This window comes from Clostridium subterminale, assembly GCF_039521425.1.
GTDB classification, from domain to species: domain Bacteria; phylum Bacillota; class Clostridia; order Clostridiales; family Clostridiaceae; genus Clostridium_J; species Clostridium_J subterminale.
This window is the reverse complement of record NZ_BAAACI010000008.1, coordinates 209,290-235,818: the sequence shown is the minus strand read 5'-3', so window position 1 is coordinate 235,818 and position 26,529 is coordinate 209,290. Positions and strand designations below refer to the sequence as shown.

General features: G+C 31.1%; 31 protein-coding genes and 2 pseudogenes. 27 read left to right on the top strand and 6 right to left on the bottom strand.

The window, feature by feature from the left end; all coding sequences use genetic code 11:
- Window positions 1–93 precede the first annotated feature (93 nt).
- The 9 genes and pseudogenes from ABDZ93_RS17670 (at window position 94) to ABDZ93_RS17635 (ending at window position 6,174) form a co-directional block, all read left to right on the top strand.
- Complete coding sequence (locus ABDZ93_RS17670; RefSeq protein WP_343827838.1) at window positions 94–678, top strand: sugar O-acetyltransferase; 585 nt, start codon at window positions 94–96, stop codon at window positions 676–678.
- Window positions 679–1,135: 457 nt separating this feature from the next.
- A complete protein-coding gene (locus ABDZ93_RS20140) occupies window positions 1,136–1,327 on the top strand; it encodes an SH3 domain-containing protein (protein ID WP_425544803.1) in 192 nt (63 codons plus the stop codon).
- Window positions 1,328–1,544: 217 nt separating this feature from the next.
- Window positions 1,545–1,994 carry a hypothetical protein gene (locus tag ABDZ93_RS17665; protein ID WP_343827837.1) on the top strand — a complete coding sequence of 150 codons (450 nt, stop codon included), beginning with the start codon at window positions 1,545–1,547 and terminating at the stop codon, window positions 1,992–1,994.
- A gap of 472 nt (window positions 1,995–2,466) precedes the next feature.
- Entirely contained in the window at window positions 2,467–2,655 is a 189-nt protein-coding gene (locus tag ABDZ93_RS17660; RefSeq protein ID WP_343827836.1) for a hypothetical protein, read from the top strand.
- Between the two features lie 778 nt (window positions 2,656–3,433).
- The gene (locus tag ABDZ93_RS17655; RefSeq protein ID WP_343827835.1) at window positions 3,434–3,703 is read left to right on the top strand and encodes a CD3324 family protein; all 270 of its coding nucleotides are present in this window, start codon (window positions 3,434–3,436) and stop codon (window positions 3,701–3,703) included.
- Between the two features lie 177 nt (window positions 3,704–3,880).
- Window positions 3,881–4,294, top strand: coding sequence for a RidA family protein (locus ABDZ93_RS17650; RefSeq protein ID WP_343827834.1), 414 nt, complete (start codon window positions 3,881–3,883; stop codon window positions 4,292–4,294).
- 556 nt (window positions 4,295–4,850) lie between these two features.
- Window positions 4,851–5,474: a recombinase family protein gene (locus ABDZ93_RS17645; protein WP_343827909.1), complete on the top strand. Its 624-nt coding sequence runs from the start codon at window positions 4,851–4,853 to the stop codon at window positions 5,472–5,474.
- Window positions 5,475–5,708: 234 nt separating this feature from the next.
- Window positions 5,709–5,999 (top strand): annotated as a pseudogene (locus ABDZ93_RS17640) (ATPase); the annotation flags it as partial.
- A 52-nt stretch (window positions 6,000–6,051) separates the two neighbouring features.
- Entirely contained in the window at window positions 6,052–6,174 is a 123-nt protein-coding gene (locus tag ABDZ93_RS17635; RefSeq protein ID WP_343827833.1) for a hypothetical protein, read from the top strand.
- On the opposite strand, the gene ABDZ93_RS17630 is transcribed toward ABDZ93_RS17635, so the two are convergent.
- Window positions 6,127–6,255: an Arm DNA-binding domain-containing protein gene (locus ABDZ93_RS17630; protein WP_343827908.1), complete on the bottom strand. Its 129-nt coding sequence runs from the start codon at window positions 6,253–6,255 to the stop codon at window positions 6,127–6,129. The two genes, ABDZ93_RS17635 and ABDZ93_RS17630, sit on opposite strands and share 48 nt — an antisense overlap.
- Window positions 6,256–6,278: 23 nt before the next feature.
- On the opposite strand from ABDZ93_RS17630, the gene ABDZ93_RS17625 reads away from it, so the two are divergent.
- Together ABDZ93_RS17625 and ABDZ93_RS17620 are read left to right on the top strand one after the other, a co-directional pair.
- On the top strand, window positions 6,279–6,440 hold the full coding sequence (locus ABDZ93_RS17625; RefSeq protein WP_343827832.1) for a hypothetical protein: 162 nt from the start codon (window positions 6,279–6,281) through the stop codon (window positions 6,438–6,440).
- Window positions 6,441–6,629: 189 nt separating this feature from the next.
- The gene (locus ABDZ93_RS17620) at window positions 6,630–6,821 is read left to right on the top strand and encodes a hypothetical protein (protein ID WP_343827831.1); all 192 of its coding nucleotides are present in this window, start codon (window positions 6,630–6,632) and stop codon (window positions 6,819–6,821) included.
- Window positions 6,822–6,897: 76 nt separating this feature from the next.
- Here ABDZ93_RS17620 and ABDZ93_RS17615 read toward each other — a convergent pair whose 3' ends face one another.
- The gene (locus ABDZ93_RS17615) at window positions 6,898–7,224 is read right to left on the bottom strand and encodes a hypothetical protein (protein ID WP_343827830.1); all 327 of its coding nucleotides are present in this window, start codon (window positions 7,222–7,224) and stop codon (window positions 6,898–6,900) included.
- A 98-nt stretch (window positions 7,225–7,322) separates the two neighbouring features.
- Entirely contained in the window at window positions 7,323–7,649 is a 327-nt protein-coding gene (locus ABDZ93_RS17610) for a hypothetical protein (protein ID WP_343827828.1), read from the bottom strand.
- Between the two features lie 249 nt (window positions 7,650–7,898).
- Between ABDZ93_RS17610 and ABDZ93_RS17605 the strand changes: the two genes are divergently transcribed.
- The 10 genes and pseudogenes from ABDZ93_RS17605 (at window position 7,899) to ABDZ93_RS17560 (ending at window position 18,293) form a co-directional block, all read left to right on the top strand.
- Window positions 7,899–8,360, top strand: a complete 462-nt coding sequence (locus tag ABDZ93_RS17605) for a GNAT family N-acetyltransferase (protein WP_343827827.1) — start codon at window positions 7,899–7,901, stop codon at window positions 8,358–8,360.
- A gap of 70 nt (window positions 8,361–8,430) precedes the next feature.
- Complete coding sequence (locus tag ABDZ93_RS17600; RefSeq protein ID WP_343827826.1) at window positions 8,431–9,219, top strand: PhzF family phenazine biosynthesis protein; 789 nt, start codon at window positions 8,431–8,433, stop codon at window positions 9,217–9,219.
- Window positions 9,220–9,645: 426 nt separating this feature from the next.
- Window positions 9,646–10,371 carry a hypothetical protein gene (locus ABDZ93_RS17595; protein ID WP_343827825.1) on the top strand — a complete coding sequence of 242 codons (726 nt, stop codon included), beginning with the start codon at window positions 9,646–9,648 and terminating at the stop codon, window positions 10,369–10,371.
- A pseudogene (locus ABDZ93_RS17590) lies at window positions 10,344–10,986 on the top strand (phage portal protein); the annotation flags it as partial. The gene ABDZ93_RS17595 and the pseudogene ABDZ93_RS17590, both read left to right, overlap by 28 nt.
- Window positions 10,987–11,405: 419 nt before the next feature.
- Entirely contained in the window at window positions 11,406–12,413 is a 1,008-nt protein-coding gene (locus tag ABDZ93_RS17585; protein WP_343827824.1) for an ABC transporter permease, read from the top strand.
- A complete protein-coding gene (locus tag ABDZ93_RS17580) occupies window positions 12,382–13,293 on the top strand; it encodes an ABC transporter permease (protein WP_343827823.1) in 912 nt (303 codons plus the stop codon). Before ABDZ93_RS17585 ends, ABDZ93_RS17580 begins: the two co-directional genes overlap by 32 nt.
- Window positions 13,294–13,381: 88 nt before the next feature.
- Window positions 13,382–14,929 (top strand): ABC transporter substrate-binding protein, encoded by a 1,548-nt coding sequence (locus tag ABDZ93_RS17575; protein ID WP_343827822.1) that lies wholly within the window; start codon window positions 13,382–13,384, stop codon window positions 14,927–14,929.
- Between the two features lie 71 nt (window positions 14,930–15,000).
- Entirely contained in the window at window positions 15,001–16,026 is a 1,026-nt protein-coding gene (locus ABDZ93_RS17570; RefSeq protein ID WP_343827821.1) for an ABC transporter ATP-binding protein, read from the top strand.
- A complete protein-coding gene (locus ABDZ93_RS17565) occupies window positions 16,023–16,919 on the top strand; it encodes an ATP-binding cassette domain-containing protein (RefSeq protein ID WP_343827820.1) in 897 nt (298 codons plus the stop codon). Before ABDZ93_RS17570 ends, ABDZ93_RS17565 begins: the two co-directional genes overlap by 4 nt.
- Window positions 16,920–17,168: 249 nt before the next feature.
- Entirely contained in the window at window positions 17,169–18,293 is a 1,125-nt protein-coding gene (locus ABDZ93_RS17560; RefSeq protein WP_343827819.1) for a radical SAM protein, read from the top strand.
- A 277-nt stretch (window positions 18,294–18,570) separates the two neighbouring features.
- Here ABDZ93_RS17560 and ABDZ93_RS17555 read toward each other — a convergent pair whose 3' ends face one another.
- Window positions 18,571–19,209 carry a CPBP family glutamic-type intramembrane protease gene (locus ABDZ93_RS17555; protein WP_343827818.1) on the bottom strand — a complete coding sequence of 213 codons (639 nt, stop codon included), beginning with the start codon at window positions 19,207–19,209 and terminating at the stop codon, window positions 18,571–18,573.
- Window positions 19,210–19,644: 435 nt separating this feature from the next.
- Here ABDZ93_RS17555 and ABDZ93_RS17550 point away from each other — a divergent pair, with 435 nt between their 5' ends.
- Window positions 19,645–19,992 (top strand): helix-turn-helix transcriptional regulator, encoded by a 348-nt coding sequence (locus ABDZ93_RS17550; RefSeq protein ID WP_343827817.1) that lies wholly within the window; start codon window positions 19,645–19,647, stop codon window positions 19,990–19,992.
- Window positions 19,993–20,262: 270 nt separating this feature from the next.
- Complete coding sequence (locus ABDZ93_RS17545) at window positions 20,263–21,510, top strand: sodium/glutamate symporter (RefSeq protein ID WP_343827816.1); 1,248 nt, start codon at window positions 20,263–20,265, stop codon at window positions 21,508–21,510.
- A gap of 107 nt (window positions 21,511–21,617) precedes the next feature.
- Here ABDZ93_RS17545 and ABDZ93_RS17540 read toward each other — a convergent pair whose 3' ends face one another.
- Window positions 21,618–22,028 carry a PaaI family thioesterase gene (locus tag ABDZ93_RS17540; RefSeq protein WP_343827815.1) on the bottom strand — a complete coding sequence of 137 codons (411 nt, stop codon included), beginning with the start codon at window positions 22,026–22,028 and terminating at the stop codon, window positions 21,618–21,620.
- A gap of 106 nt (window positions 22,029–22,134) precedes the next feature.
- Window positions 22,135–23,010: an AraC family transcriptional regulator gene (locus tag ABDZ93_RS17535; RefSeq protein ID WP_343827814.1), complete on the bottom strand. Its 876-nt coding sequence runs from the start codon at window positions 23,008–23,010 to the stop codon at window positions 22,135–22,137.
- Between the two features lie 503 nt (window positions 23,011–23,513).
- Here ABDZ93_RS17535 and ABDZ93_RS17530 point away from each other — a divergent pair.
- The 4 genes from ABDZ93_RS17530 (at window position 23,514) to gctA (ending at window position 26,520) form a co-directional block, all read left to right on the top strand.
- On the top strand, window positions 23,514–23,798 hold the full coding sequence (locus tag ABDZ93_RS17530) for an OadG family protein (RefSeq protein ID WP_343827813.1): 285 nt from the start codon (window positions 23,514–23,516) through the stop codon (window positions 23,796–23,798).
- Window positions 23,799–23,842: 44 nt separating this feature from the next.
- Complete coding sequence (locus ABDZ93_RS17525) at window positions 23,843–24,250, top strand: biotin/lipoyl-containing protein (protein WP_343827812.1); 408 nt, start codon at window positions 23,843–23,845, stop codon at window positions 24,248–24,250.
- Window positions 24,251–24,265: 15 nt separating this feature from the next.
- A complete protein-coding gene (locus ABDZ93_RS17520) occupies window positions 24,266–25,414 on the top strand; it encodes a sodium ion-translocating decarboxylase subunit beta (RefSeq protein WP_150845107.1) in 1,149 nt (382 codons plus the stop codon).
- A gap of 77 nt (window positions 25,415–25,491) precedes the next feature.
- Window positions 25,492–26,520: a glutaconate CoA-transferase subunit A gene (gctA, locus tag ABDZ93_RS17515; protein WP_343827811.1), complete on the top strand. Its 1,029-nt coding sequence runs from the start codon at window positions 25,492–25,494 to the stop codon at window positions 26,518–26,520.
- The last annotated feature ends 9 nt before the right edge of the window (window positions 26,521–26,529 follow it).

Sequence of the window (26,529 nt, the reverse complement as noted above, 5' to 3'; positions counted from 1 at the left end):
ATAGAATTGGTAATATTTGTGGTATAATTTTCTTTATAGTGAGTTGTAATTGTAGAGCAGGTCGGTAAATAGTAATTTGAAGAGGTGAGTATTATGACAGAAAGAGAAAAGATGTTAGCTGGTCAGCTTTATGATTGTGGAGATATGGAGTTGATTACACAATGGCATAAAGCAAAAAACTTGATTAGACAATACAATAATACTATGTCTGAGGATGTATATACAAAAAACAATATTCTTGATAATTTGCTTGGTAGTAAAGGAAAAAATCTTTGGATTACTGCACCTTTTTTTGTTGACTATGGAAATAATATTTATTTTGGAAATAATTGCGAAGTTAATATGAATTGTACTTTTTTAGATGATAATAAAATTATTATTGGAGACAATGCATTGATTGCGCCAAATGTTCAGATATATACGGCATTTCATCCTGTAAATGCAAGAGAACGTTTTGGTGAGACTAAAGAAGATGGGACTTTTCAATTTTGTAAAACACAAACAGCACCTGTCACTATAGGCAATAATGTTTGGATTGGTGGTGGAGCAATCATAATGCCAGGAGTAAAAATTGGAGATAATGTTGTAATAGGTGCAGGAAGTGTTGTTATAAAAGATATTCCATCTAATAAGGTTGCATATGGTAATCCATGCACAGTGGCTAGGGAAAATATTTAGAAAGACAAATTCCAATTTGTAGATTAGGTTTATCTTGAATAATAGTAGTGTTAATTGAATCATGATGTGTTAGATGAAGGTTTAAATTATGATTAGTTTAGTATACAATGAGATAAATACTAATCAGAGATATGGGGTAATATAATGAATAAAATATATCTAGTTATATTTAATCAGGAAATAGCAATAGGGGAAAAAGTATTAGTTGAGGGTCTAGAGTAATTCAAGACCTTTTTATATTGTTGAGGTATATGATTATGTTTTTGAAAATTTTAACTGTGAGTATATTTCTGATTACTAGATTTAAATTTGTTAAAAGTATGATTAAATACTATTAAAGAGTTAATTTATACTATAATTTGGACAACCTTAAGGTAAGGGGTGAAAGCTATGGAAGATATAAGAGAAGATGTAATAAGAAAGTTAAATCTAGTTCGTAATTTATCACCTTAGATAAATTGTTAGAAATGGAGCTAGTACAGATCATTCTATTCAAGGAGAACTTAATTTCAATGAGAAGATTACCATAATCGGAAAAGCTGGAAACTGGAGACAAGCTAGATATTATAATGCTCCAGCTAAATGCAATAAAGTTGGATGGGTAAGCTCTGCATATCTAAGAATAACTAAAGATATATATAATGATTAAAAGGCTAGCAGGGAATAAAATCCTTACTAGCCTGTTTTTCTTTTGTATAAGAATATGGTTTAAGATGTATTTAGATTATAGGCGAAATACGTAAAATCAAGGATAATATTTGAAGGTTAAGGTTGAAAATAACCCTTTCATGCATTTTCTAAAGAAAAGTATGTACATTTATGTAATAATATAGTAGATATAAATAATTATTGAGGGAGATATAAAAATGAAAAAAAATAATTTTAAAAAGGTTGTAATTAGTTTATGTTTACTTTTAACAGTCTTTGGTTGTAGTTCTAAAGCTTTTGCAGGAGAAACACTTATGAACTACAGAGAGACAGAAGTTCGTGATGGATTTACTCAAGGGGTATTTGAATTAAATAGTAGGAGGGCTGTGATTATAATTAATAGAATTGAAGGATGGACTACTTCTGAACGAAGCCGCCAAAATATGCAAGTGGAAGTTTGGAAAAGGATTGGAGTAGGACAATATAGTTTAGTAGATGCTAAATTTACTAGTAGTACTGGTGAAGTAGAATATGGTAGCTTTTATGAAGGTGGAACCGGAAGTCTTACAAGATACGTTAATCTTGAACCAGGAATATATAAATTGAAATTCGTATCTGCGGACTCAAATGTTTGTGCTACCGTAAGTGGTATAGTTGGTTTACCATAAGTAGGTAAAGTTGTGAAATAGTAATATTAAAAGGTAGAGAGTAATTATGATATTACTTTCTACCTTATTTTTCTTTTGTATAAGCACATAGCTGAGAGTAAACTCAAATAAATTAAAGACAGTTAATTTTTATTATATACATTAAATGTAAAAATATCAACAATTAGTTATATGAAACCAAGGATAATATTGGAAAGTTGAGTTCAAAAACAACGCTTTTAAGCATTTAATAAAGAAAAGTATGTATATTTATGTAATAATATAGTAGTAGTAGATACAAATAATTATTGAGGGGGATATAAAAATGAAAAAAATAATTTAAAAAAGGTTGTAATTAGTTTATGTTTACTTTTAACAGTCCTTGGTTGTAATTTGGGTTTTAGTTCTAAGGCTTTTGCACAAGAAAGACGGAAAAGTATATGTTAGTAATACAATTGTGAATTGGAGTACTAATGACAGGAGTCGTCAACATATGGTATTTGAAATTTGGAGAAGAGTTGGAGTAGGAGAATATGAACTTTATCGTACTAGTCAAACAATAGGTGGAGATGGCACGTATGATGAAACTTTTAATCTTAGGGCTGGAGTATATAAAATAAAAATTAGAAGTTTAGATCCAACAGCTTATGTAAGCGTATATGGCGGGGTTTATGCACAATAATTAATAACTAATTTAAATTTAAGAGGTAGAGAGTAATTATAATATTACTTTCTACCTTATTTTTCTTTTGTATAAGCACATGTTAAGAGTGAACTCAAATAAAGTATAGACTGCTAATTCTCATTATAGTTTGGATCTTCATATTCAATGCTAGTAGTAATTATTTTAATGGGTGGGGTATTAATAGATTTACTGATGTCATTTATATTGAAAGAATACAAAATTATCACCTCATTGAATTATTGATTTAAATTAGATTTTTAAATTTTCGGTGGCAATGTCATCAATTTGCCACCCGAGTAAATAACATAGATTAAAAGAAAAAAATATACATTAACTTATAATAAGAATTAATCAATGCATACGCCGCAAAGATACCGTATAATCCTTAAATTCATGCACTTTATGAGCTTTTTTAACTTTAGCACATAAAGTGATGATTTTAAGTATAAAGAGCAAATTATATGTTGAAAATTAGTTTAAATTACATGTAAATAAGTAATATAATTCATTTTAGGTGATAAGACTCGATTGTAAAAAATTGCATATCCTCTTAATAAAGAATATAATTGATTTAATACAAATAAGGAGTGTGATACCATGAATATTAATCTCATGGATAGAAAAATGCTTAAAATGCTCTGTGCAAAGTCTGTAGGTATGAGTTTGGGCGACAATTTGCACAGAGATAGATATTTAGTCGCTTTTGATAAATAAATTCATACATATACAGGCTTTGTTTCCTTAATTAAATAATAAATTTAAGGAAGTGAGCTTTATGAAATATGTAAGAATTGATAGAATATTACCAGATGATTTAGTTAAAGAAATTCAAAAGTATATCCAAGGTGAATATGTATACATCCCTTCCCTTCCTGAAAAGAGAAAAAGATGGGGTGAAAAATCTAAAAGCCGAGATTATCTAAAAGCCAGAAATGCAAAGATACTAAACCAATATATAGGTGGGCAATCAATTAGCAATCTGGCTGAAGAATTCTTTCTTTCACATAGTAGTATTAAGAAAATTGTATATAAAAAAGATAATTAGGTTAAAGCTACCACTCTTGTAATGTGTGGTAGCTTTTGTATAAAAGATGATATAGAAATGATTATTATCTTTATTAAAAAATGTAGAAGCTTTAAAATGATATTGAACATAAAATTCATTTAAAAAATGAATTTGTAATTTTTCTAGTAGATATTAGAACAAAAGGAGAGAATCAAAGTGAATAAAAAAATATCATTAATTCATTCTACAAATTTAGCCCCATTAGATTATGCTTATGCTGGACGTATACCTTCAGGAATGGACTTATTATTTTTGGCGGGGGCATGTCCTATTAATAAAAATGGAGAAGTACCCAGCTTGAGTGATTATGAACTTCAGGCAAAACTTTGTGTAGAGAATTTGAAGGAAGCACTTAAGGACTGTGGGGCTACTTTGGAAGACGTAGTATATACCAGAGTTCTTGTGGCATCTCACAATCAGTCAGATTTAGTAACTGCATGGGAAACAATAAGAAAAGAGTTTGGTAATCATGATGTTCCAAGCACCTTATCTGGAGTTACAGTATTAGGATATACAAATCAATTGGTGGAAATTGAAGCAGTAGCAGCAGTAGAAAACAATACAAAATGATTGAAGTATAGAGTTGAACTAATTCACACTATTCTTATTTAACATCATAATTATTAAATGGAAAAGTGGATTACTTTTAATGGTAAGCCTAACTTTATGAATAATATTATTTTTCATTAGGTAAATTTCACTACATCTTTTATATTTGAGCTTGTCTATGGTCAGCACTCTACACATGTTGAGAAAGTGGTTAAGCTATCTAAGAAATCCTAGTGATATCAATGGCTTAAGGCATTAACAACAATAAAGTAAAGTGTGTTTTATCTCCTTCAGAGGGTATATCTGAGGGAGATTTTTTGTTTTAAGCACAGAGGGAATATTAATACGCAAAAGTATTTCAAAATCTAGAACCTTAGAGAATAGCGGAACTTAGGGCAAAATTTAAAATTGGCTTTAAGATAAAACCTTGGTTTTAGCTACTTATCATACAAATGGTGATACTGAAAAGATAGGTAGTCAAAAATTATAGTGAGGTTTTGTTATGAGAAATAATAGAAGATCAAATAGAAGTATACGATTAATTCCTGCTACTATATCAAATTAGAAAAGAGTAGCAATCTATAGTCGTGTGAGTACAACTCATGGTTCACAGGAAGAAATTTCAGAAGCCCAAAAGAATGGGCTGCAAAAAGTAGTTAATGATAATTCTAATTGGATTTTATTTAAGGTATATGCAGATACAGACTCAGGTAAAAATATCTATCGCTCAGGTTTTCGAGAAATGATATTTGATAGTTATGAAAATTACTTTGATATTATTTTAGTTAAGTCAATTAGTCGTTTTAACAGAAATACTGTAGATTTGCTAGAAACAGTTAATAAACTGAGATTGTTAGGGATTGAAGTTATATTTAACCAAGAAAATGTGAGCAGCAAAGATAGAGATAGTGATTTAGTTATGGCGATATCAGCTTCACTTGCTCAAGCAGAAAGTGAGTCATTAAGTACAGCCATCAAATGGGGATTGAAGCGTGGATTTGAAACTGGAGAATCAAAACTTTATATGCGAAAATGTTTTGGTTATAAATGTTCAGAAACAGGTGAATTGGTTATTGATGAGGAACAGGCTGTTGTAGTTACAAAAATTTTTAATTTGCATTCAAGTGGGTATAGTGTAGATATGATTATAAAGAAATTAGTAGCTAACCATATAAAGCCTCATACAGGAAAATATAAGTGATATAAACGTACAATTCAGAGAATGCTTACAAATGAAAAATACATATTACTAATATAAATTTTTGCTAATAGTGCAACTGATTACAACATACTTACTTGTTTATTATCTTTATTTAGCTGTATTTACAGTTATAGTAACTTGAATCAAAAATAATTGATACATATATGTTATAGTAATATAAAATTTTGTTTGGAGGTATGAAATGAATACAGAAAAGGATAATAGGTAATTAATATGCCTAGCTACACAATATTTGCTGGCGTTAATGGAGCGGGAAAAACTTCTATATATAAGTCTGTATACTATGATGAAAATAAGGATGAAAAGAGAATAAATACTGATGAAATGGTAGCTAGACTTGGATCATGGGAAAATAAAAATCTTCAAATGCAATGTGGTAAAGAGGCAGTAAAGCCTATAAAAGAATATTTATCAAAAAGAATATCTTTTAATCAGGAAACAACATTATGTGGAAAAAGTATTAGTAGAAATATAATAAAGGCTAAAGAGCAAGGGTTTTATATAACATGGAAAGAGTCCAATGCCCCTAAATGGTTTAAGGAAGTTTTGGAAAAGTATGAAGAAAACTAAAGTGTTGAGACTAGAAGAGGTACTTGAAATTACAGGATTAAGTATATGGTCTAGAGTAATGTTAGAGCTTTTTTCTATTGTAGAGGAATATATTTGCGTATTTATTTAAAGCAATTCTTAAACCTTCCTGGGCTTCTTTTTTAGTTTTGAAACCTCCTTTCTCTTTTCTTTTTCTTTTACCTTCAACTATTCCAAGATCGAAATAGTAACTCCATGTATGTAGCAGTTGAATGTAAACCTAAGCTAGCACCTAAGAAGCATATCAAGACTACTATTACAGTTGATAGAACTCTTGAAGGAAAAGTTCTAGTTGGTGAATTTAAGAAACAGTTACCAGGTCAAACTTACATGAAGGTTGATGAAGAAATTGGATAAATTATTTCAAGTTCAGTATCAAATACAGAAGAATCAGCTGGATTACAAATAGTAAAATAAATAAATTTTAGGAGGAATAAAAAATGATAAGTGAAGGATTAAAAGGAGCAATTGAATTACTAATTGAGGAAGGCGAAAGCAAATATATAAAAGAGGAGATTAATCTCAGATAAAAGAAGAGAATGTGTTATGGTGGCAGATGCATTAACACCAGACATAGTAACAGATAGATTTATAGATCATGAAAGATTTAATATTATGATTCAGGGTTCATTTATAGAAAATGAAGATAGAAATAAGTTGTTAAAAGTAAGTGGAAATATAAAAGAATATCTAAAGGCTAGATTAGAAGATTTAGACAATGTAAAAATAATATCTTAGTCCAGGAATAAGGTCATATGAGAGTACTGCTGTAAGGCAATACTATCATATGACGATCAAATAATAAATATACATTTTATTTTGCTGGTTTTATAAGTACTTCTCCAGCACCAAATATAACAATTCTGTATTTGGGAGCAAGAGGAATTAAATCACGTTTTGGTGATTTAGGCTCTAAACGTAGAAACTGCAATGAAGTAAGATTTTCATCCATAACTATTAAGTAAGAATTATCCTTTGATGAAATGTTCTGAATGGTATAAAGATTATCTTTTGTAGGAGTAAAGTCTGATAATGTGTAAATACCTTCTTTATAAGTAGTGTTGTCAGATGCAAAAGATACAATAGAAGTACTAAGTACTAATGCAATCAAAATTACTAATGTGGTAGTGAATTTTTTCATATAATAGCCACCTTTCAATAATAGTTTATGCAGTCAAAAGTAATGTAAAACATAAATTTTGTAGTGATTGTTAGGGTAATACATGGCAATAAGATATATTATTGAACACTTTGAACGTATACCTCACCATCACCAATTATAAAAATCTTATACTCCGGTTCAAGTCGAATTAGATTATACTTTGGTGATTTTGGAGTTAGATGTATAACTTGTAATAAGGCATCATTTTTACCCATAACTGCAAAGTAACAATTACCTTCTGATGCAATGTTTTGAACGAAGTAAGAATTGTTTTTTGAAGGAACGAAGTCTGATAATTTATATGAGCCTTCTGTAAATAGATTTTTAGCAAGTGCATGGGTTGTAACAGATGCACTAAATGTTAAAGTTATCAAGATTAATAGCATAACAGTAAATTTCTTCATATCATAACCACCTTTCAACAGTAGTTTATGTAGTTGAAATAATAATATGCAAATTTAAGATTTAGGAAGTAAGTTAGATAAATTGTTCTTTGAAAATTAAATAGTACGGTAGTATAGGTAATTTGTTTTACATACCTATTTGAGAACTGGTAAATATGGTATAATTTAATATTATATTGAGTTGTATATGAGGTTTATTAAGAATAAGATATAATGATGAATATTCAATTCAGAAGGGGGGAACTTAATGTGGATAAAATAAAGATTATTGAATATGAGGACAAATATCATAATGATTTAAAGAAAATTTCTTATGAATGGCTTAAAAAATATGAGTTATTAGAACCAGAAGATGAAAAGATGTTAAACAATCCTAAAGAAGTCGTACTAGATAATGGTGGGTTTATATTTTTTGCTAAATATGGTGAAGAAATAATAGGAACCTCATCTTTAGTGAGAGTTGATGAAAATATTTTTGAGTTAGTAAAACTTGCTGTTATCGAAAAGTATCAAGGACTGAAGATAGGAAAAATGTTAATGGAGAAATGTCTTTATGTTGCAAAGGAAAAAAATGCTAAAAGCATAATTCTTTTTACGAATCACAAGTTAACCTCAGCTATAGAATTGTATAAAAGATTTAATTTTAAAGAAACTCCTTTTATAAAGAATAAATATGAAGAATCAGATTTAAGGATGGAACTTAAATTGTAGTTATTTTAGATTATGGGTTACTATTTATAGTTAATTAAAGTTGAAAAGCCTTTAGTAAGGGGGATAAAGAATGAGGATTTATCAAGCGGATGCATTTACTGATTGCCTATTCAAAGGAAATCCAGCAGCAATATGTATCTTAGAAGAGGATTATGATGACGTAGTTCTACAAAGCATTGCTATGGAAATGAATCTATCAGAAACAGCATTTATAAAGCAAGTTTCTCATAATGAGTTTAATTTAAGGTGGTTTACTCCTAAAATTGAAGTGTCATTATGTGGACATGCAACATTAGCTAGTGCTCATATATTATGGGAGAATAAAATAGTTGAAAAAAACAATATAATTAGCTTCAATACTTTAAGTGGTAGTTTAATTGCAAAAAAGAAAGGTGATTGGATAGAATTAGATTTTCCTAAAGGAAACCTAAAAAAATCTAATGGAGATGAATTTTTACTTAATGCATTTTCTATATTGCCTCAGAATATTTATGAAGATGATATAGTTTATTTGTTAGAATTTAATGATGAAAAAGAAATATCTCTTTTAGACCCTGATTTTAATGTGCTTAAAAAAGCGAGAAAAGAAGAGATAATAGTAACAAGCAAATCTAATAGCGTAAAGTACGACTTTGTTTCAAGATTTTTCGGCCCTGCAATTGGAGTTAATGAGGATCCAGTAACAGGTTCAGCTCACTGTTATTTGGCTCCATATTGGATAAAAAAATTAAATAAAGATGAGGTTTTAGGCTTCCAATTTTCAAATAGGACAGGGTATGTAAAATGTAGATTAAAAGAAAATAGAGTTATACTTCAAGGAAAAGTAAAAACAGTATTTAGTGGAACTATGGAAATCTAAATTGCAATTTGTTAAGTAAATTGCAATGTTAAACATTATAAATTTATTATAACGTTATATTCGTTTAGGTTATAAAGAATAGAACTATTAAATGTTGTCAAGAGTCGTCTATTTCAAGATAACAAGTGAAAAATAAATAATTTATAGAGATACTGTATTATTCAGATAAAAATGAATTGTGCGGTATTTTTTTCTCATGTATTTCCTCAATGAAATAAATAATTACCCTACAGATTTAAAGTCTGTGGGGCAATGTGGAGATATAACCCTAATATAGAGCAATAAGGAATTAAAGAAATTGTGGAAGTGTTTATGATGAAAGGGGGACTTTATTTATTTAGTTTTGTTCTTGACAAGAGCTCCAACTTATGGTAACGTGTAGACGTTAGGTATACAATGTATACATTATATTTGAAAGGAGTTTATATGGAAAAAGTAATATCATTAAGACCGACAAATCAAATTATGACACTCTTCTCTGAAATCAAGGAGATAGACACACACCTAGAACTAGATCGTAGTGCAATTGTAAAAAGAGCCTTGCAATTAGCATTCAATAACACCATTGACTGGCAGATTGTCGCTAAAGTCAAAATTGGAGAAGGAAAAATAACACCGCCTGATCATATTAGATTTACGATAGAGGGAGAACAATATCAAATAATAACAGAACAAATAAGAGATGCCTTTTCTTTACAACGTGTAACAGCACCGTATTTGATTCGTCTAGTTCTTACTAATTACTTGTTGTCATTAAAAACTGAAGATAAAGAAAAAATAATTACTACTGTTGAAGAGAGGGTTGAATTGGGAATTGACTGCTTAGTTTTTAAGAACTCATATGACATTTCCGACTACAATGAAAAAGAGAGAATATTATTGTTAGCACGAAAATATTTAGAGAATTATAATATTGAGTTAAATAAAACACTTAGAAAGCAAATGGATAGTAGAATTAAAGAATATTCATATTATTTCGATAGAGAAAAATACTTTCCTAAACCTCGTAGCAATTTCGGAACTTGTGATATTCGTTTCATAAGCAAATCATTTGCTGGGTTGTTATTAACCCTAGTTGAAACAGGAGTATATGAAATGGAGGAGATTATTCAAGGTTTAGAGAGTGTTTTAGGATATTTGCCGAAACAATAGCATCATTACCGCTTCACACTTATAAATATACTAAAACAGGCAAAGAAAAATATATGGACTATTTAATATATCATCTCCTAGCAGATGAACCCAACCCTGAGATGACATCATTTGTGTTTAGAGAAACACTTATGGTTCATATTTTATTATGGGAAAATGCTTATGCACAAATAGTTCGTGATGGAAGAGGCAATGTGATGGATTTATATCCGTTAATGCCAGATAAAATGGCTGTGAATAGAACTGAGAATGGTGATATTTACTACATTTATAGTAAAGAAGGAGAGGATTGTCCGCTAGAAGTGATGAAGTTTCGCATATTCATGGCCTTGGATTTGATGATTTAATTGGTTATTCTCCAATACCTATTGCTAAAAATGCAATAGGTATGGCAGTAGCAACTGAAGAATATGGAGCTAGTTTCTTTTCAAATTGAGCAAATCCTGAGGAGTTCTTGAACATCCAGAAATAGTAAAGAACCCAGCTAGGGTTAGAGAAAGTTGGAATAGTGTATATCAAGGAACTAAAAATGCACATAGAGTTGCAGTGTTAGAAGGAGGAATGAAGTTTCAAAGTATAGATATTCCACCAGAACAAGCACAATTTTTACAGACACTTGAGCTATGAATTATGTGAGTTTGTTTACATTTTTTATGATTTAATTTGATGCTTATTTTATACAAAATCAGAAAAAAGTATAAATATTTTTGCGAATTTTCGAAAAAGAATGAATTTAGTTGACAAAAATATAAATATGATTTAAACTAACTAATGCAAGACGAATCTTGTGTAAAGAATAGTCAGTAGATTATTTTTTGAGAAATAGCTTATGTTTAGAATTATTATAAGTTAGAAATGTTTATAGGGTAATGAGAATATATAAAAATATTATAATATATAAAAAATTATAGTGGGTTATTAAGTAGCCCATATTAAAATTAAACCACGAAGGTTTATGCATCTTTTTTTTAAGAAGGAGCTTAATTTTCGTGGTTTTTTATATTTTATTTAAGTTTATGAGAGGATAGGATATTGTGAACAATATAATTTATATAGGAAAAAAAGTAATACAGTTTATTTCTGTTATATTTCTATTGTCTATTATTGTCTTTTATATGGCAAGATTATCACCTGGTGATCCGTTGATATCTTATTATGGAGAAGGCACTGAAAGAATGAATACTACACAAAAACTAGAGGCAATGGAAAAACTGGGACTTAATAAACCAATATATGAACAATATATTAGTTGGTTATCAAATGCGGCACAGGGGGAATTTGGTATATCTTATAAATATAAGCAGGATGTCATCACTGTAATTGGAGATGTATATATAAATACGATTATTTTAGGTGGACTTAGTTTTGTTTTAACCTTCTTATTAGCCTTGCTTTTGGGGATTTTTTGTGCAACACATGAGGACAAGTTAATTGATAAATTTATTTGCAAAATAGGTACTATAACCACATGTATACCAGCCTTTTGGGTATCCCTTGTGCTTATTTTGATTTTTAGTATTAATTTGGGAATACTGCCCTCAAGTGGTGCATATGCCATTGGAAAATCAAAAGAACTTTTAAGTAGAATAGAACACCTTATACTGCCTTTAACTGTTATGATATTAAGTCATCTCTGGTACTATGCTTACATGATTAGAAACAAGATGTTGGAAGAAATCAGACAGGATTATGTATTACTATGTAAAGTTAAAGGGTTAGATAAAAAGATAATTATTTATAAACATTGTTTAAGAAACATAATGCCCTCTTATATTAGTATTATGGCAATATCCCTTCCGCATATTTTAGCTGGGACTTATGTTGTAGAAAAAGTTTTCTCATACCCTGGACTTGGTACACTTTGTTTTGAGAGTGCTAAATATCATGATTACAATATGCTAATGGTGATTTGTTTGATAACAGGGATTTTAGTTGTTATTGTAAACATAATGGCTCAAGTTATTAACAATAGGATAGATCCTAGAATGAAGCATGATGGAGGTGAGGTGATTGGAACAACAATACAGTCACAGCGACTTTGAAATAGTTGGAGAAAATTATATTTTAGATGAGATAGAAGTAGTTAAAGAAAAAGGTTTTAAAAAAGCTCTGAAGGAAAAACCTTATATATCTATAGGAGTGTTGTTGATAATAATACTAGGATGTATTTTTCCAAGAGTAATAACTAAACTAGATCCAGCTTATATGGACTTGAGTAATATAAATATTGCTCCTAATAGTACCTTCTATTTTGGTACTGACTCTTTAGGCAGAGATATTTTTAGTATGGTTTGGTATGGTGGTAGAATTTCTTTAATTATTGGTATACTTGCTACGGTGATATCAACTACCATCGCAGTTATATATGGAAGTATCAGTGGGATTGCTTCTGAATTAGTAGATGATATGATGATGAGATTTACTGAAATTGTACTTAGTATACCATCTATTTTAATTATAATATTTATTCAAGCAATGATAGGGAAAGCAAATCCAGTATCCATATCTATTGTAATTGGAATAACTAGTTGGATGAATATTTCTAAGATTGTACGAAGTGAAGTAAGACAAATTAGAAATAATGAATATATTTGGGTAGCTAGGTGCACAGGAGGAAAATTCTTTTATATTTTAAGAAGACATCTGTTTCCAAATTTCATTTCATCAATAATGTTTATGGTTGTAACTAATGTTGGTATTGCTATTGGAATAGAATCAACATTGAGTTTTTTAGGAATTGGTCTTCCACTTGAAATCATCTCATGGGGCAGCATGCTTTCTTTATCAGAAAAGGCATTGTTATCAAATTACTGGTGGATTATTTTGATTCCTGGAATATTTTTAGTGACTACATTAGTTTGTATTACTAATATAGGGAATTATATTAGGAAGAAAAATAATAAAGAATTTAGTAATTTATAAAGCTATAATTTATCAATGTTAATTGCAACATTCATTATAAATAATGCAATTTTATATAAATTAAATTTATTATATGAGGGGTATAATTATGAAATTAAAAAAATGGTTAATTTGGGGATTAGCAATAGTAATGAGTATTAGTTTACTGTCTGGATGTGGTAAACAAAAGGAGACAACATCCAAGGAAAAAGTTTTAGTTTATGGAAGTGGGGATTATTCAAGTATTAATCCTGCGTTATATGAACATGGAGAAATTAATTCATTGATTTTCACGGGGCTTACTATACATGATGAAAATAATAATGTTGTTCCTAGCCTGGCAAAAAGCTGGGAAGTTGATAAAGCTACAAATACATACACTTTTAAGTTAAGAGAAGATGTTAAATGGCATGATGGAGAAGCTTTTTCAGCTGATGATGTAAAGTTTACTTTAGAAACAATTATGGATACTAATAATGCATCAGAAATTGCATCTAATTATGAGGATATTACTAAAATTGAAGTGGTAGATAAGACTACTATTAAAATAACTTTAAAAACACCAAACGTAGCAATCCTTGATTACTTAACAATCGGTATTCTACCTAAACATCTTTTAGAAGGAAAGGATATTGCAACAGATAAGTTTAATCAATTTCCAATCGGAACTGGTCCATTTAAAATGGAAAGCTGGGATAAGGGACAAAGTATTGCTCTTGTAAAAAATAAAGATTTCTATGAAAAAGAACCTAAAATTGATAAAATAGTATTTAAAATTGTGGAAGATACTAAAGCAAGAGCATTACAATTAAAATCTGGAGAATTAGATTTAGCTCAGGTTACACCTAGTGATATGGTGCAATTTGAAAATAACAAGGATTTTGTTTGTTATGATATGAAAACATCTGATTACAGAGGTATAATGTATAATTTTAATAGTGCTTTCTTTAAAAAATATAGAGAATTACCCAATGCTTTAAGTTATGCTGTTGATAGAAAAGCTATTTTAGATAGCGTTATATTAGGACGTGGTAAAGTAGCATATTCACCACTTCAGGCAGGAGAGTATGATAATCCGAATATGGAGAAATTTGATTATAATCCAGATAAAGCAAAACAAATCCTTGAAGAAGCAGGTTGGAAGCTTTCAAAGGATGGAATATATGAAAAGAATGGTGAAAAATTATCATTTACTGTAAATTGTAACGAAGGAGACCAGGTAAGAGTAGATATAGCAAATATCTGTGCTCAACAATTTAAAGCAATTGGTGCAGATATGAATGTTGCCGTACTATCAAAGATTGATTGGGAGAATCAAGATGCTTACCTTATTGGATGGGGAAGCCCATTTGATCCAGATGATCATACTTATAAAGTATTTGGAACAGAAAAGGGTAATAATTACAATTACTATTCAAATACTAAGGTTGATGAGTTGTTAAAGAAAGCAAGAGAAACAGATATAAAGGTAGATAGACAAAAATATTATAGTGAATTCCAAATGGAGTTAGCTAAAGATATGCCATATACATTTATTGTATATATTGATGCACAATATGTTGGAAAGCCTAATATAAAAGGCATAACAAAGGAGACAATACTAGGACATCATGGTGTTGGTATGTTCTGGAATGTAGCAGATTGGACAATTGAGTAGAAAATTTAAAAATATACAATTACAGAGGCATATTTCAATGCCTTTGTAATTTTTAATAGGCAGGTGTAACAATGGGAGATTTATTTCAGGTGAATAATTTATCTGTAAGCATCATAACAAAAGAAGGAGAATTACAAGCGGTAAGAGATGTTTCCTTTACTTTGAAAGAAGGAGAAGTTTTAGCGATACTTGGTGAATCAGGATGTGGAAAATCTGTATTATGTAAAAGTTTATTGCAAGTACTTCCTAAGAATGGGTTCATAAAAAGTGGAAAGGTTATTCTTGATGGCAAAGATTTAACAAATTTATCGGAAAAATCTATGAATAAGGTAAGGGGGAAAGAGATATCTATGATATTTCAAGACACTATGGCTTCTTTAAATCCTACGATTCCTATTGGAGAACAGATTATGGAGGCAGTACTAATTCACGAAAAAATGAGTAAGAGTGAAGCAAAAAAGAGAAGTATAGAATTGCTGAAGCTTGTTGGAATTGATTACCCAGAAAAAAGATTTAATCAATATGTATATCATTTTTCAGGTGGTATGAGACAGAGGATTGTTATTGCTATGGCTATTGCCTGTAAGCCTAAAGTACTTATTGCTGATGAACCAACCACTGCCTTAGATGTAACTATTCAAAGACAAATATTAGACCTTATTCGAGAATTACAAGTAAAGCTTGGAATATCTATAATCTTTATTACACATGATTTAGGGGTAGTTGCTAATTTAGCTCAAAGAATTGCAGTTATGTATGCTGGAAAAATTGTTGAGGTTGGGACAGTTAAGGATATTTTTTATGATGCAAGACATCCTTATACTTGGGGATTAATGTCTTCTTTACCTGATGTAGATTGTGGTAAGGAGTTTTTGAGTTACATTCCAGGAATGCCTCCTAATTTAATAAATCCTCCCAAAGGTGATGCCTTTGCACAAAGAAATAAATATGCTTTAAAGATAGATTATCTTGAGGAACCGCCTATGTTTAGTATTAGTGAAACCCATTGTGCAGCAACTTGGCTTTTACACAAAGATGCCCCCAAAATAGAGCCTCCTATTAAGGCTTATTCAAGAATGCAGAGTGATATAATATGAAAAATGAAAAAATATTAGAAGTCAAAAATTTAAAAAAATATTTTAAATTAGATAAACATACTGTAATTAAAGCAGTTAATGATATATCCTTTGATATTTACAAGGGAGAAATATTTGGCTTGGTTGGTGAATCAGCTTCAGGTAAATCAACTACAGGTAAAAGTATTATTAATATTTATAAGCCAACAGCTGGAGAAATTTTTTTTAGGGGAAAACTTATATCAGATACTAAAAATTATAGAGCTGAAGAAAAATTTATATATAGAAATATGCAAATAATATTTCAAGATTCAACTTCATCGCTAAACCCGAGAATGACAATAAAAGAAATTATTGAGGAACCACTTGTAATTCAAAAATTGTATAGGAATAAAGAAGAGCGATTGAATAAGGTTTGTGAATTAATGGACTTAGTTGGACTAGATAAGTGTTATAAGGACAAGTACCCATATGAATGTTCAGGTGGACAGAGGCAACGTGTAGGAATTGCACGAGCTCTTAGCCTCAATCCGGAATTCATCATTGCTGATGAACCTATTGCATCTTTAGATGTTTCAATTCAAGCTCAAATTATTAATTTATTCAAAAAACTTCAAAAAGAGAAGGGGCTAACATGTTTATTTATTTCCCATGACTTAGGGATGGTAAGATATGTCTGCAATCGAGTAGGTGTTATGTATCATGGAAAGATTGTTGAGTTAGCTGAAACTAAGGAATTATATAAAAATCCAATTCATCCTTACACTAAAGCATTGCTTTCATCAATACTTGTTCCAGAGCCAGAAGGTAATGAAAAGAGAAACTATATGAGCTATAATTCTACTATACACAATATTTCAGAGGAACAAGGTCAATTAGTTGAAGTAAAAGAAGGGCATTTTGTCTATTGTTAAGATTTCAGCCTTTTTATCATCAAACTCAAAACTTTACAAATTCAAAGAAATCTTGCATAATAAAAAATGTTACAATGCATGTTTTAAAAATATATATTTAGCGATAAAAATAAGAAGTTGGAAAATAATTAAAATTAGGGGGCCATTGTTTTTTATACAAAAAACTCTAGAAACCTTGATATATAAAGAATTTATAAAATAAAAATTGTAAAAACTTTACGCTAACGATAAATTAGAGGAGGATACATAATGAAAATTTCAAAAGAAGATGCGTTGATGTGGTTTGAGTTTTTTGCCATGCTGCCAGAGGATGAGGAGCTTATGACAAAACAACAGGAAATCATATACGCTACCTTTGCACAAATAGAGGAGTCAATTGATCATAGAAATAATATCTTAATGTCGGAAATTAAAAACTTAAAAACTCTAGGGAATAGAACTTATTTTGTGGGAAATGAAAGAAAGTTTGCAATGGGATGCCGTTCTTGTCTTATGGGAACTGGCTTAAGTGCAATTAGAAAAACCAACAAATGTAACATAGAGTGTAAATTCTGTTATAACTATGGAGAATTAGATGATCAGCCGCCCATAGGTGAAGGTATGTGGGAAATTGGAGGTACTAAGTTTTATGAGAAGGATATAGATTTACTTCTTTCCATACATAAGAAGCCTACAGGGGTATGTTATGTTTATTTAGAGCCTTTTATGGAAATTGAAAAGTACTATCCTGTTATAAAGAAGTTTAGTGAGGCAGGGGTTCATCAACATTTATACACCAATGGTACTTTAGCTACGGAAGAAACATTGAAGGCTTTAGCAGAAGCAGGCCTTGACGAAATAAGATTCAACCTAGGGGCAACTAATTGTGCAGATAAAGTTATAAAAAATATTGGACTTGCTAAAAAATATATTAAAAATGTAGGAATTGAAACTCCAATGACTCCTGAGTTTTTCGAAGGATTTTTTGAGAAAAAGGAAGCAATTTTAGACACAAATCTGGATTTTATGAATTGTGCAGAGCTACATTTAAATGAGAATAATATACACAATTATGAAGGCGAAAACATGTATATTTCCAGACATGGCTATATTTCTCCAACTTGGAGCAGAGAATTAACTCTTAAATTCATGAAAATAGCTGAGGAAGAAAACTGGGATTTAGCAGTTCATGATTGCTCAAATCATACAAAGTTTGCGAGAAATTTAAACTTGAGTAGCAAAGAAGGTAAGTGGTTCGGAGCTAGCAGCTATGGCTGTGAGTTTTCAAGGATACCATACGAAGTATTTTTACCAATACTGAAGGATGACAACTTTAAGTTTTTAAGTGAAGAAGAATTGCCTGAGGGCTATAAAGCAGGAGAACTGTTTTTTTAAAGGATCTTGTTATTTTGTTTTCGAACTTACAGCAGTGACTTTTAGTCATGAAAATTCTTATTTTTATTACTGGTGATGGCTTATGGATTGGAAAAGTATCATAGGATTGGAATGGACGAGTTCATTTTTTGTGTGAAGAGTTAACAAATTAGATGTAGGTAAGATTGTGAATATAGGATAGATGAAGTCATGAATTGCACTTAGATGTGGTTCATGACTTTTAATTAGTTTTATATCAAAATGTGGAATATAAAAAAAAGACACATAATGCATCTTTTTATTTAAGAAGTAATACTGGAAGGAAAGAAAAAATGTCAAATGCAATATGAACAATCCAAGTTACCCAAATTGAATCAGTTTTCTTAAATAGATAATTAAGAATTAATCTAGATGGTATGATAGTAATTAAAACTTGTAGTAAGTTAAATCCATATGAAGGTAGGTGCCATACTGCAAATAAAACTGCACATAAAAGTGAAGCTTGCCAGAATTTCATTCCTAGCTTTTTCCATCCTCCATATAATAATGGGATACATAATAATTCTTCACCCATTAGAAGTAAAGGAACATGAGACCCAACATAGGTCCAAGTTAATACACTATTAATTTCATTTGCAACAGGCTGAGCAACTGAAATGGTTTTCCATACAATACCAAATATTAATGAAGTTATTATTAACAATGGAATACCTATTATTGTCCATTTAAAGCTAAAGTGCTTAAACCACTCTGTAAATTCATCTCTTAAGATAAGGAAAGAAAATCCTCCAGCTAAGATAGCGTTAAATACTACACTTATAGCGTCTAATATCTTAAAACTAATTGGTACGATACGAAGAACTTGAAAACATATTGCTATTATTATCATTCCTAAAATTAACGTAAGTCCTGATTTGTTACTTTTATATTTTTCCATAAAACTCCTCCTCAATATATTATAAATTTAACTATTAATCATTAAATTTAATCGACAAATTAATTATATTTATCAATTAAATTTCTGTCAAGTGACTCAAGTTAACGTTTACGTGGTTTTTGATATAAAGGATAATTTTCATGATTATAGGATATTTAATATAATATTCTATAAGGATAATCGATACAAACTTGTAAATTTTATAAAATAATAATTATTTACATTTTAGGAGATGATATCATGTTACCAAGTAAAGAAACAGCAGAAAAAGAATTGGAAATAGCAGGACAATTAAATTGACGTCAAGGGGATACCAGCTTCAAGAGGCATCTTTTTTGTACACTCAAGGCATGTGGAGACGGTAGTAAGATAGTAAAGAAATAGGCTGAAATCAAAGGTTTTAAAGGACCTTAAGTAAATATTGAAGTGTGTTTTATGTTCACTCATAGAATTTATAGGAAAAAAGACGAAAAATATAAGAGCAACTATTGTGTACCAAGTTTCAGATCAATTGGTATTAGGTTAATAATATATAAAATTTCATATTTTCACAATGTATTTCGCATAATGACAGGAATAGCTTTAAAAGAATATATTAGAAATCGTAGGTTAGTTTCTTCTGCTTATGAGCTTGTGAATACAGATGGGAAGATAATAGATTTAGCTTATAAATATCAATATGAAACACCAGAGTCCTTTACCAGAGCTTTTACTAAAATGTTTGAAGTGACTCTAAGTGTATATAGGAAAAATAACAAACATGCAATTGTTTTTCTTCCTTAGAGATTGATTCTAGGGGAGATTTTTTTGTTTTGAAAGACATTAAATTTCTATTTACAAGTGGGAGGCGTTAATGCATATTTGTAATTTTGATTAATCTTGAGGACGATTACACAAAGCAATTTAGGTCAAAAAATAAACAATATTGTTGAAGAAATGAATAAATGATTATGATATAGTTTAATTATCAAAATATTTTGCAATTGGAAATATACTAGTCATTTTCTAACTGTATAAAGCAATTGATATTCTTAAAATTGGAGGAATTACTTTATGGAAAAATTTTTAGAGTATTTTGGGAAATATACCCCGGCAGCTGATGGAGCTGTAGCAACCTTTAAAATTGAGTATTTAACCGCCCTTTTAGTTGCTGCTTTCGTAATCTTCATGGGGAGAGCGATGGTTAGAAAATTTAAGTTTCTGAAAAAGTATGCTATACCAGCACCAGTTGTGTCAGGATTACTATTGTCAATTGTAATATCAATCATTAAAGGGGCTGGTATTATTGGATTGAGCTTTGATAAAGCACTTATTCAAGATTTATGTCAGAACATATTCTTCTTGTGTGTAGGTTTTGGTTTCAGTACAAAAATGCTGAAAAAAGCTGGAGGGAAATTATGTGGTAAAATTGCAATTGCAGCTTGTCTTATAATCACACTTCAGAACATACTAGGACTTCTTATAGGAAAGGCAATAGGGTTACATCCACTACTTGCTCTACAATGTTCTTCTTCAGCAATGAGTGGTGGTGTTGGAACAGCGTCTGCATTTGGTGCAACCTTTGAAGCGGCAGGTGTTGCTAGTGCAGTTACAATAGGTGTTGCAGCTGCAACTCTTGGAAACGTTATGGGTTCTTTAATTGGTGGTCCAGTTGGAGCTTTCTTAATAAACCGCAATAAGTTAAAGCCAGATCCAAATGATAGACCAGAAGGCGAAGGAAAAGGAAAAGTTGTAGAATTAAATGCAAATAGATTGATTTCTGCATTTGCATTGATATTGTTACTTGCTGGTTTAGGAATGCCAATATATGCGTTGCTTGATAACATTCCATATATAGAAATGCCTAAATTCATAGGTTGTATTTTCGCAGGTGCTATTGGACGTAATGTGATGGAAGCTCTTAATATTAAGTTCTATACTCCAGAAATAGATGCAATTGAGCACATGTTTTTGGAATTGTACTTAGCATTAGTACTTATGAGTATTGATATTACTGCATTAATTCCAGTTGCAGGTAAAATGGGAGTTATATTATTAGCACAAGGTCTACTAGTTGCTGCATTTGCAATTTTTGTTTCTTATAGAATGTTTGGAAAAAACTACGGTGCAGCTGTTATGGCAGCAGGAAACGTTGGATGGGCTTGTGGATCAGGTTCAAATGCAGTAGCTAATGAAAAAGCCATTATGGATCAATACGGATGGCATACAATAGCATGGGTTTTATATCCATCTTTTGCAGTAATTATAGATGATATCTATAATCCGATTATTTTATCTATTTTAGGTAGTATTTTCAAATAATTAGTAAAAATAAAATTTGGACAACTTATTTTTAGATTTTAATTATTAATTACCCCCAGTAAAAGCTAATGTAAAGCTTTTATTGGGGGTAAATTCTTTATAGCATGTTATAATTCGATAGGCTTATTTAGAGACATAAATGAAAAAATACCCTCTGCAAGAAGAATGTCATTTTCATCAGTTACTGATACGTCATATACAAGAATTTTTTTTCCACGCTTAATTTCTCTAGTGGTTGCATAAAGAATATTTGTATTTATTCCAGGATTTAAAAAATTTAAATTGTTGCTGATGGTTGTAATATGGTAACCATAGGAACTAGCAGCAGAACAGCCAGCTGCATCAGCAATGGTAAAGATGCACCCACCATGTATTGAACCGATGGGATTTAGGAACTCCTTACGTACAGGCATCTTGGCACGGGCATAACCAGGTCCGATTTCTGTGATTTCCAGTCCTAAAAATTCAGCAAAGTTGTTGTGGCTATTTCTAAATTGACGTAATTTTTCATAATTCATATTATTCACTCCCATAATCTTATTCAATTTTATTTTAATATCAAACTTTATTTAGAAATATTAAATATGTAATTAGCTTCTTTAAGGCGATTATTTTTTATTAGATTTATTTGATAAGTTTCTGGCTTTTTTTCATGTCAATAAGTGTACTATTTTCACTCTGAATATACTGCTGAGCATATTTGCGTGGTGATAGACCAGTGTATTTACGAAATGTACGGATAAAGTATGAATTGGTTTGAAATCCTGCCAATTCACCAGCTTCTTGAACGGATATAGGAGAGCGAAGCAATTCTCTGGCCTTTAGTATCCTTTTTTGAATTATATATTCAAATATACTAAAACTAGTAACATTTTTAAACATATGACAAAGGTGATACTTATTAATTGAAAAATATTTTGATAAGTCCTCAAGAGAGATCTGCTCTGTAAAATGATCCTCAATATATTGAAGTACAGGAAGAATTCGATTATAATCCCCATTGGTCATCTCAACGGCTGTTGGCCTATTAGTGGCTGCAGACATTGCTTCTAGGATGAATTCCAGTAATACTATTTTACAACGAACATCAGCACCAAAATTGTCTTTTGGCAAGTTAATTAATTGCTCAGAGAGATTAATGATATGTTCAGATTGCTCTGGTGTTAGTGGAATACAATAAAAATGGTCTGAAATCATAGATGAAAAATTTGTACGCGATGTGCTGATTTGTGAAAGCAGCAGTGGTGAAATGTGCAGTACATAGCGCTTGAAATGCTGTAAGTTAGAAGTATTAACAGTACGATGAAGCGTAGAACTGTTAATAATAAATAGTGTGTTTTGCTTAATTGCACAAATATTTTTTTGAAGAAAAAACTCTCCATCATCAGATAAAACAAGCATAAACTCCAAATAATCATGAAAGTGAAGCTTGTGCATATTCCAACCATAATCCTCTTTTAATTGAATTGAAAATTCTTTGGTAATATCCATGACTTCCATATATATCCCACCCCATAATTTAAATATATTGTTATAAAATTTCTTAAAAGTTTACTATAATGCAATGACATTATTTATGGCAAGGGTCATATAAAATATTTTGATAAAACCCAAGCCAAGTTTGAACTGTTATTCATAGTAAAATAAGTTTAATACTGAAATTGCTGAAAATTAAAAAATATAAAAAAATTGTAACATATATAAAAAATATGGTCAATATTGAATGTGATAATACATAATCGGAGTTATTTTTCTATTATTTTCCCAATGTTAATCTTAGCAATGTAAGATTTTAAGAAAAATAAATTTAGTGTAAATATCTATAATTAGCTCATTTTTAAAAGTTTACATATAGCAATATTGGTCAATTTTTTACCAATATTAAGGAAGAATTTTGCTAGGAGGTATGGGATAATAAGGGCATGTGATACATATAAAACCTTACCTACTCTGGTATGAAGCATATAGGATTAAGGGTAAATGTTTTTTAGGAGGTGGAGCAGTTGTGGACAAGTGATACGATGTCGGTTTCGCAATCCTTGTTGATTTCAGTAATGGGGCTTGTTGTTGTTTTGATTGCATTGACGTTATTAGCTGTTATGATTACACTATTTTCAAAAATGTTTGAATTTTTAAATAACAGAAGCGGGAAGCCAGCAAATCCCCAGAGTGAGCATCAAGAAGGATTAACAGATGAAGAAATAGGTGCAGCAATTATTTCGGTTGTATGTGAAGATCTTTGCACCGAACCTGAAAATATCAGGATAACTAGTATTAGAGAAATATAGGATTCGTTAAAAACTAGAATACATACAAGTGAAGGAGAAAAGATATGAAGTATATTGTAACAATGAATCAAAAAAAGTATGAGGTAGAAGTGGAAAGAGTATCTCCATTCCATATGCTTACCCATGAAGAGGTAGCCACAGGGAAAAAGGCAGAACCAGTTACAACGCCAGCCCCTGTAGTTACACCAAAGCCTACAGCAGCACCAGTTCAGACAACAGCCCCAGTAGCTTCCAGTTCAGGATTTACAGTTAATAGTCCGATGCCAGGAACTATCTTAGAAGTTAAGACGGCAGTTGGACAAAGTGTTAAATCTGGACAGACGCTTTTCATCATGGAGGCTATGAAAATGGAAACTGAAATTGTTGCTTCGGGAGATGGAACAATAACATCTATTTCGGCTAAGCCAGGTGATGTAACAGAAACAGATCAGGTATTGGCAACTTTAAATTAGAAGGAGGAAATTAAATTGGATTTTTTACAGATTCTTTCTCAATTATTACAGGAATCCGGATTTGCAAAAATGACATGGGAGTCCGGTGTGATGATTTTAATTTCTTTCATATTGTTTTATCTTGCGATAAGAAAGAAATTTGAGCCAATGCTCCTTCTTCCAATTGCCTTTGGTATTTTCTTATCAAATATGCCTGATTCAGGTGTGTTTGGATATTTTAACGAGATGGAGCATTGGTATGATGCGGGAGTAATTGGTGTCATGTATGCGGGGGTGAAATCTAGTTTGTTTCCTTGTCTGATGTTTTTGGCAGTTGGAGCAATGACGGATTTTGGACCATTAATTGCCAATCCAATCAGTCTGCTTTTAGGGGCAGCTGCACAGCTGGGAATATACTGTGCATTTATCTTTGCAAATGGATTAGGGATTTTTACACCACAGCAGGCAGCAGCTATTGGAATCATCGGAGGAGCGGATGGACCTACAGCCATATACATAGCAAATAATCTTGCGCCAGAATTGGTTGCACCAATAGCCGTGGCAGCATACAGCTATATGGCATTGATTCCAATGATTCAGCCACCTATTATGCGAGCACTTACTACAAAAAAAGAACGTAAAATTAAGATGAAACAATTACGTAAGGTAAGTCAGGCAGAAAAAATTATATTCCCAATATTTGTTGCTTCATTCTGTATATTACTTTTACCATCGGTTGCACCGTTGATTGGTATGTTGATGTTTGGAAATTTATTAAGGGAATGTGGAGTGGTAGCAAGATTATCAGATGTTGCTCAGAATGCTCTTTGTAATATGATAACTATTATGCTTGGATTATCTGTTGGAGCTACAGCTCAGGGAGAGGTATTCCTTCGTCCACAGACACTTGCAATTATTGCAATGGGGCTTGCGGCATTCTGTTTTTCAACAGCAGGAGGGCTACTCTTTGGAAAACTACTTTGTTTAGTAACAGGTGGACGTATCAATCCATTAATTGGTTCAGCGGGGGTTTCCGCAGTTCCTATGGCTGCCCGTGTATCACAAACTGAAGGAATGAAGGCTGATCGTACGAATTTCCTTCTAATGCATGCAATGGGACCTAATGTTGCAGGAGTAATTGGAAGTGCTGTTGCGGCGGGATTCTTTATGACTATATTCCATTAAAAAGTGAATTCATAAAAAATGAGTTGAAATTAAAGTTAATATAAAAGTTTACATCAGGTTATTTAGGAGGGATTATTGTGAACAAGGTAATGACTATGCATGATGCTGTTGCCAAATATGTTGAAAGTGGTGATTCCATTTGTTTTGGAGGATTTACTACTAATAGAAAGCCTTATGCTGCAGTATATGAAATTTTACGCCAAGGACAAAAGGATTTTACAGTATGGGCAGGTCCAGCAGGTGGAGACTGGGATATGTTGATAGGCGAAAAACGTGTGCAAGCTTATATAAACTGCTATACAGCTAACTCAGGGTATACAAATGTGTCTCGTAGATTTCGTGCAGCAATCGAGGAAGGTGAATTAACATTCGAAGATTATAGCCAGGATGTAATTATGCTTCAATTGCATGCTGCATCATTAGGACTTCCATATTTGCCAGTACGTCTTATGCAGGGCTCTGGACTAACAGACTTCTGGGGAATCAGCAAAGAAGCAAGAAAAACACTTGATAAGTTGGATAATGATAAGTTTGTAGAAGTTGAAAATCCATTTAATCCAGGTGAAAAAGTAATTGCTGTACCTGTTCCAAGATTAGATACTGCAATAATACATGTACAGAAGGCATCACCAGATGGAACATGCATTATTGAAGGAGATGAATTCCACGATGTGGACATTGCAATTGCAGCTAAAAAGGTAATCGTTACCTGTGAAGAACTAGTTAGTGACGAATTTATACGTAGAGATCCTTCACTTACTAAAGTTTTCAGTGAATGTGTCAGTGCAGTTGTTCATGCACCATTCGGGGCATGGCCTTCACAATGCTACAACTACTATGATGTGGATGGACAGGCGCTTAAAGAATATGATGAGGCATCTAAATATGCAGATGCTGAAGATGCAGAAAATAAACTTATAAAACAAGCAATCAAAAAAGGAATTGAGTATAATCCAAATAATAAGCCAGAAACATTTAAAGACTTTGTGAAAAAATGGGTATATAGCGTGAAGGATCATAATGAACTTCTAGACAAAATAGGTGGTGCTCGTCTAGTATCAATTAAGAATGTTCCAGGACTTGGTTATGCAGGGAAAGTGCAATAAGGAGGTTTA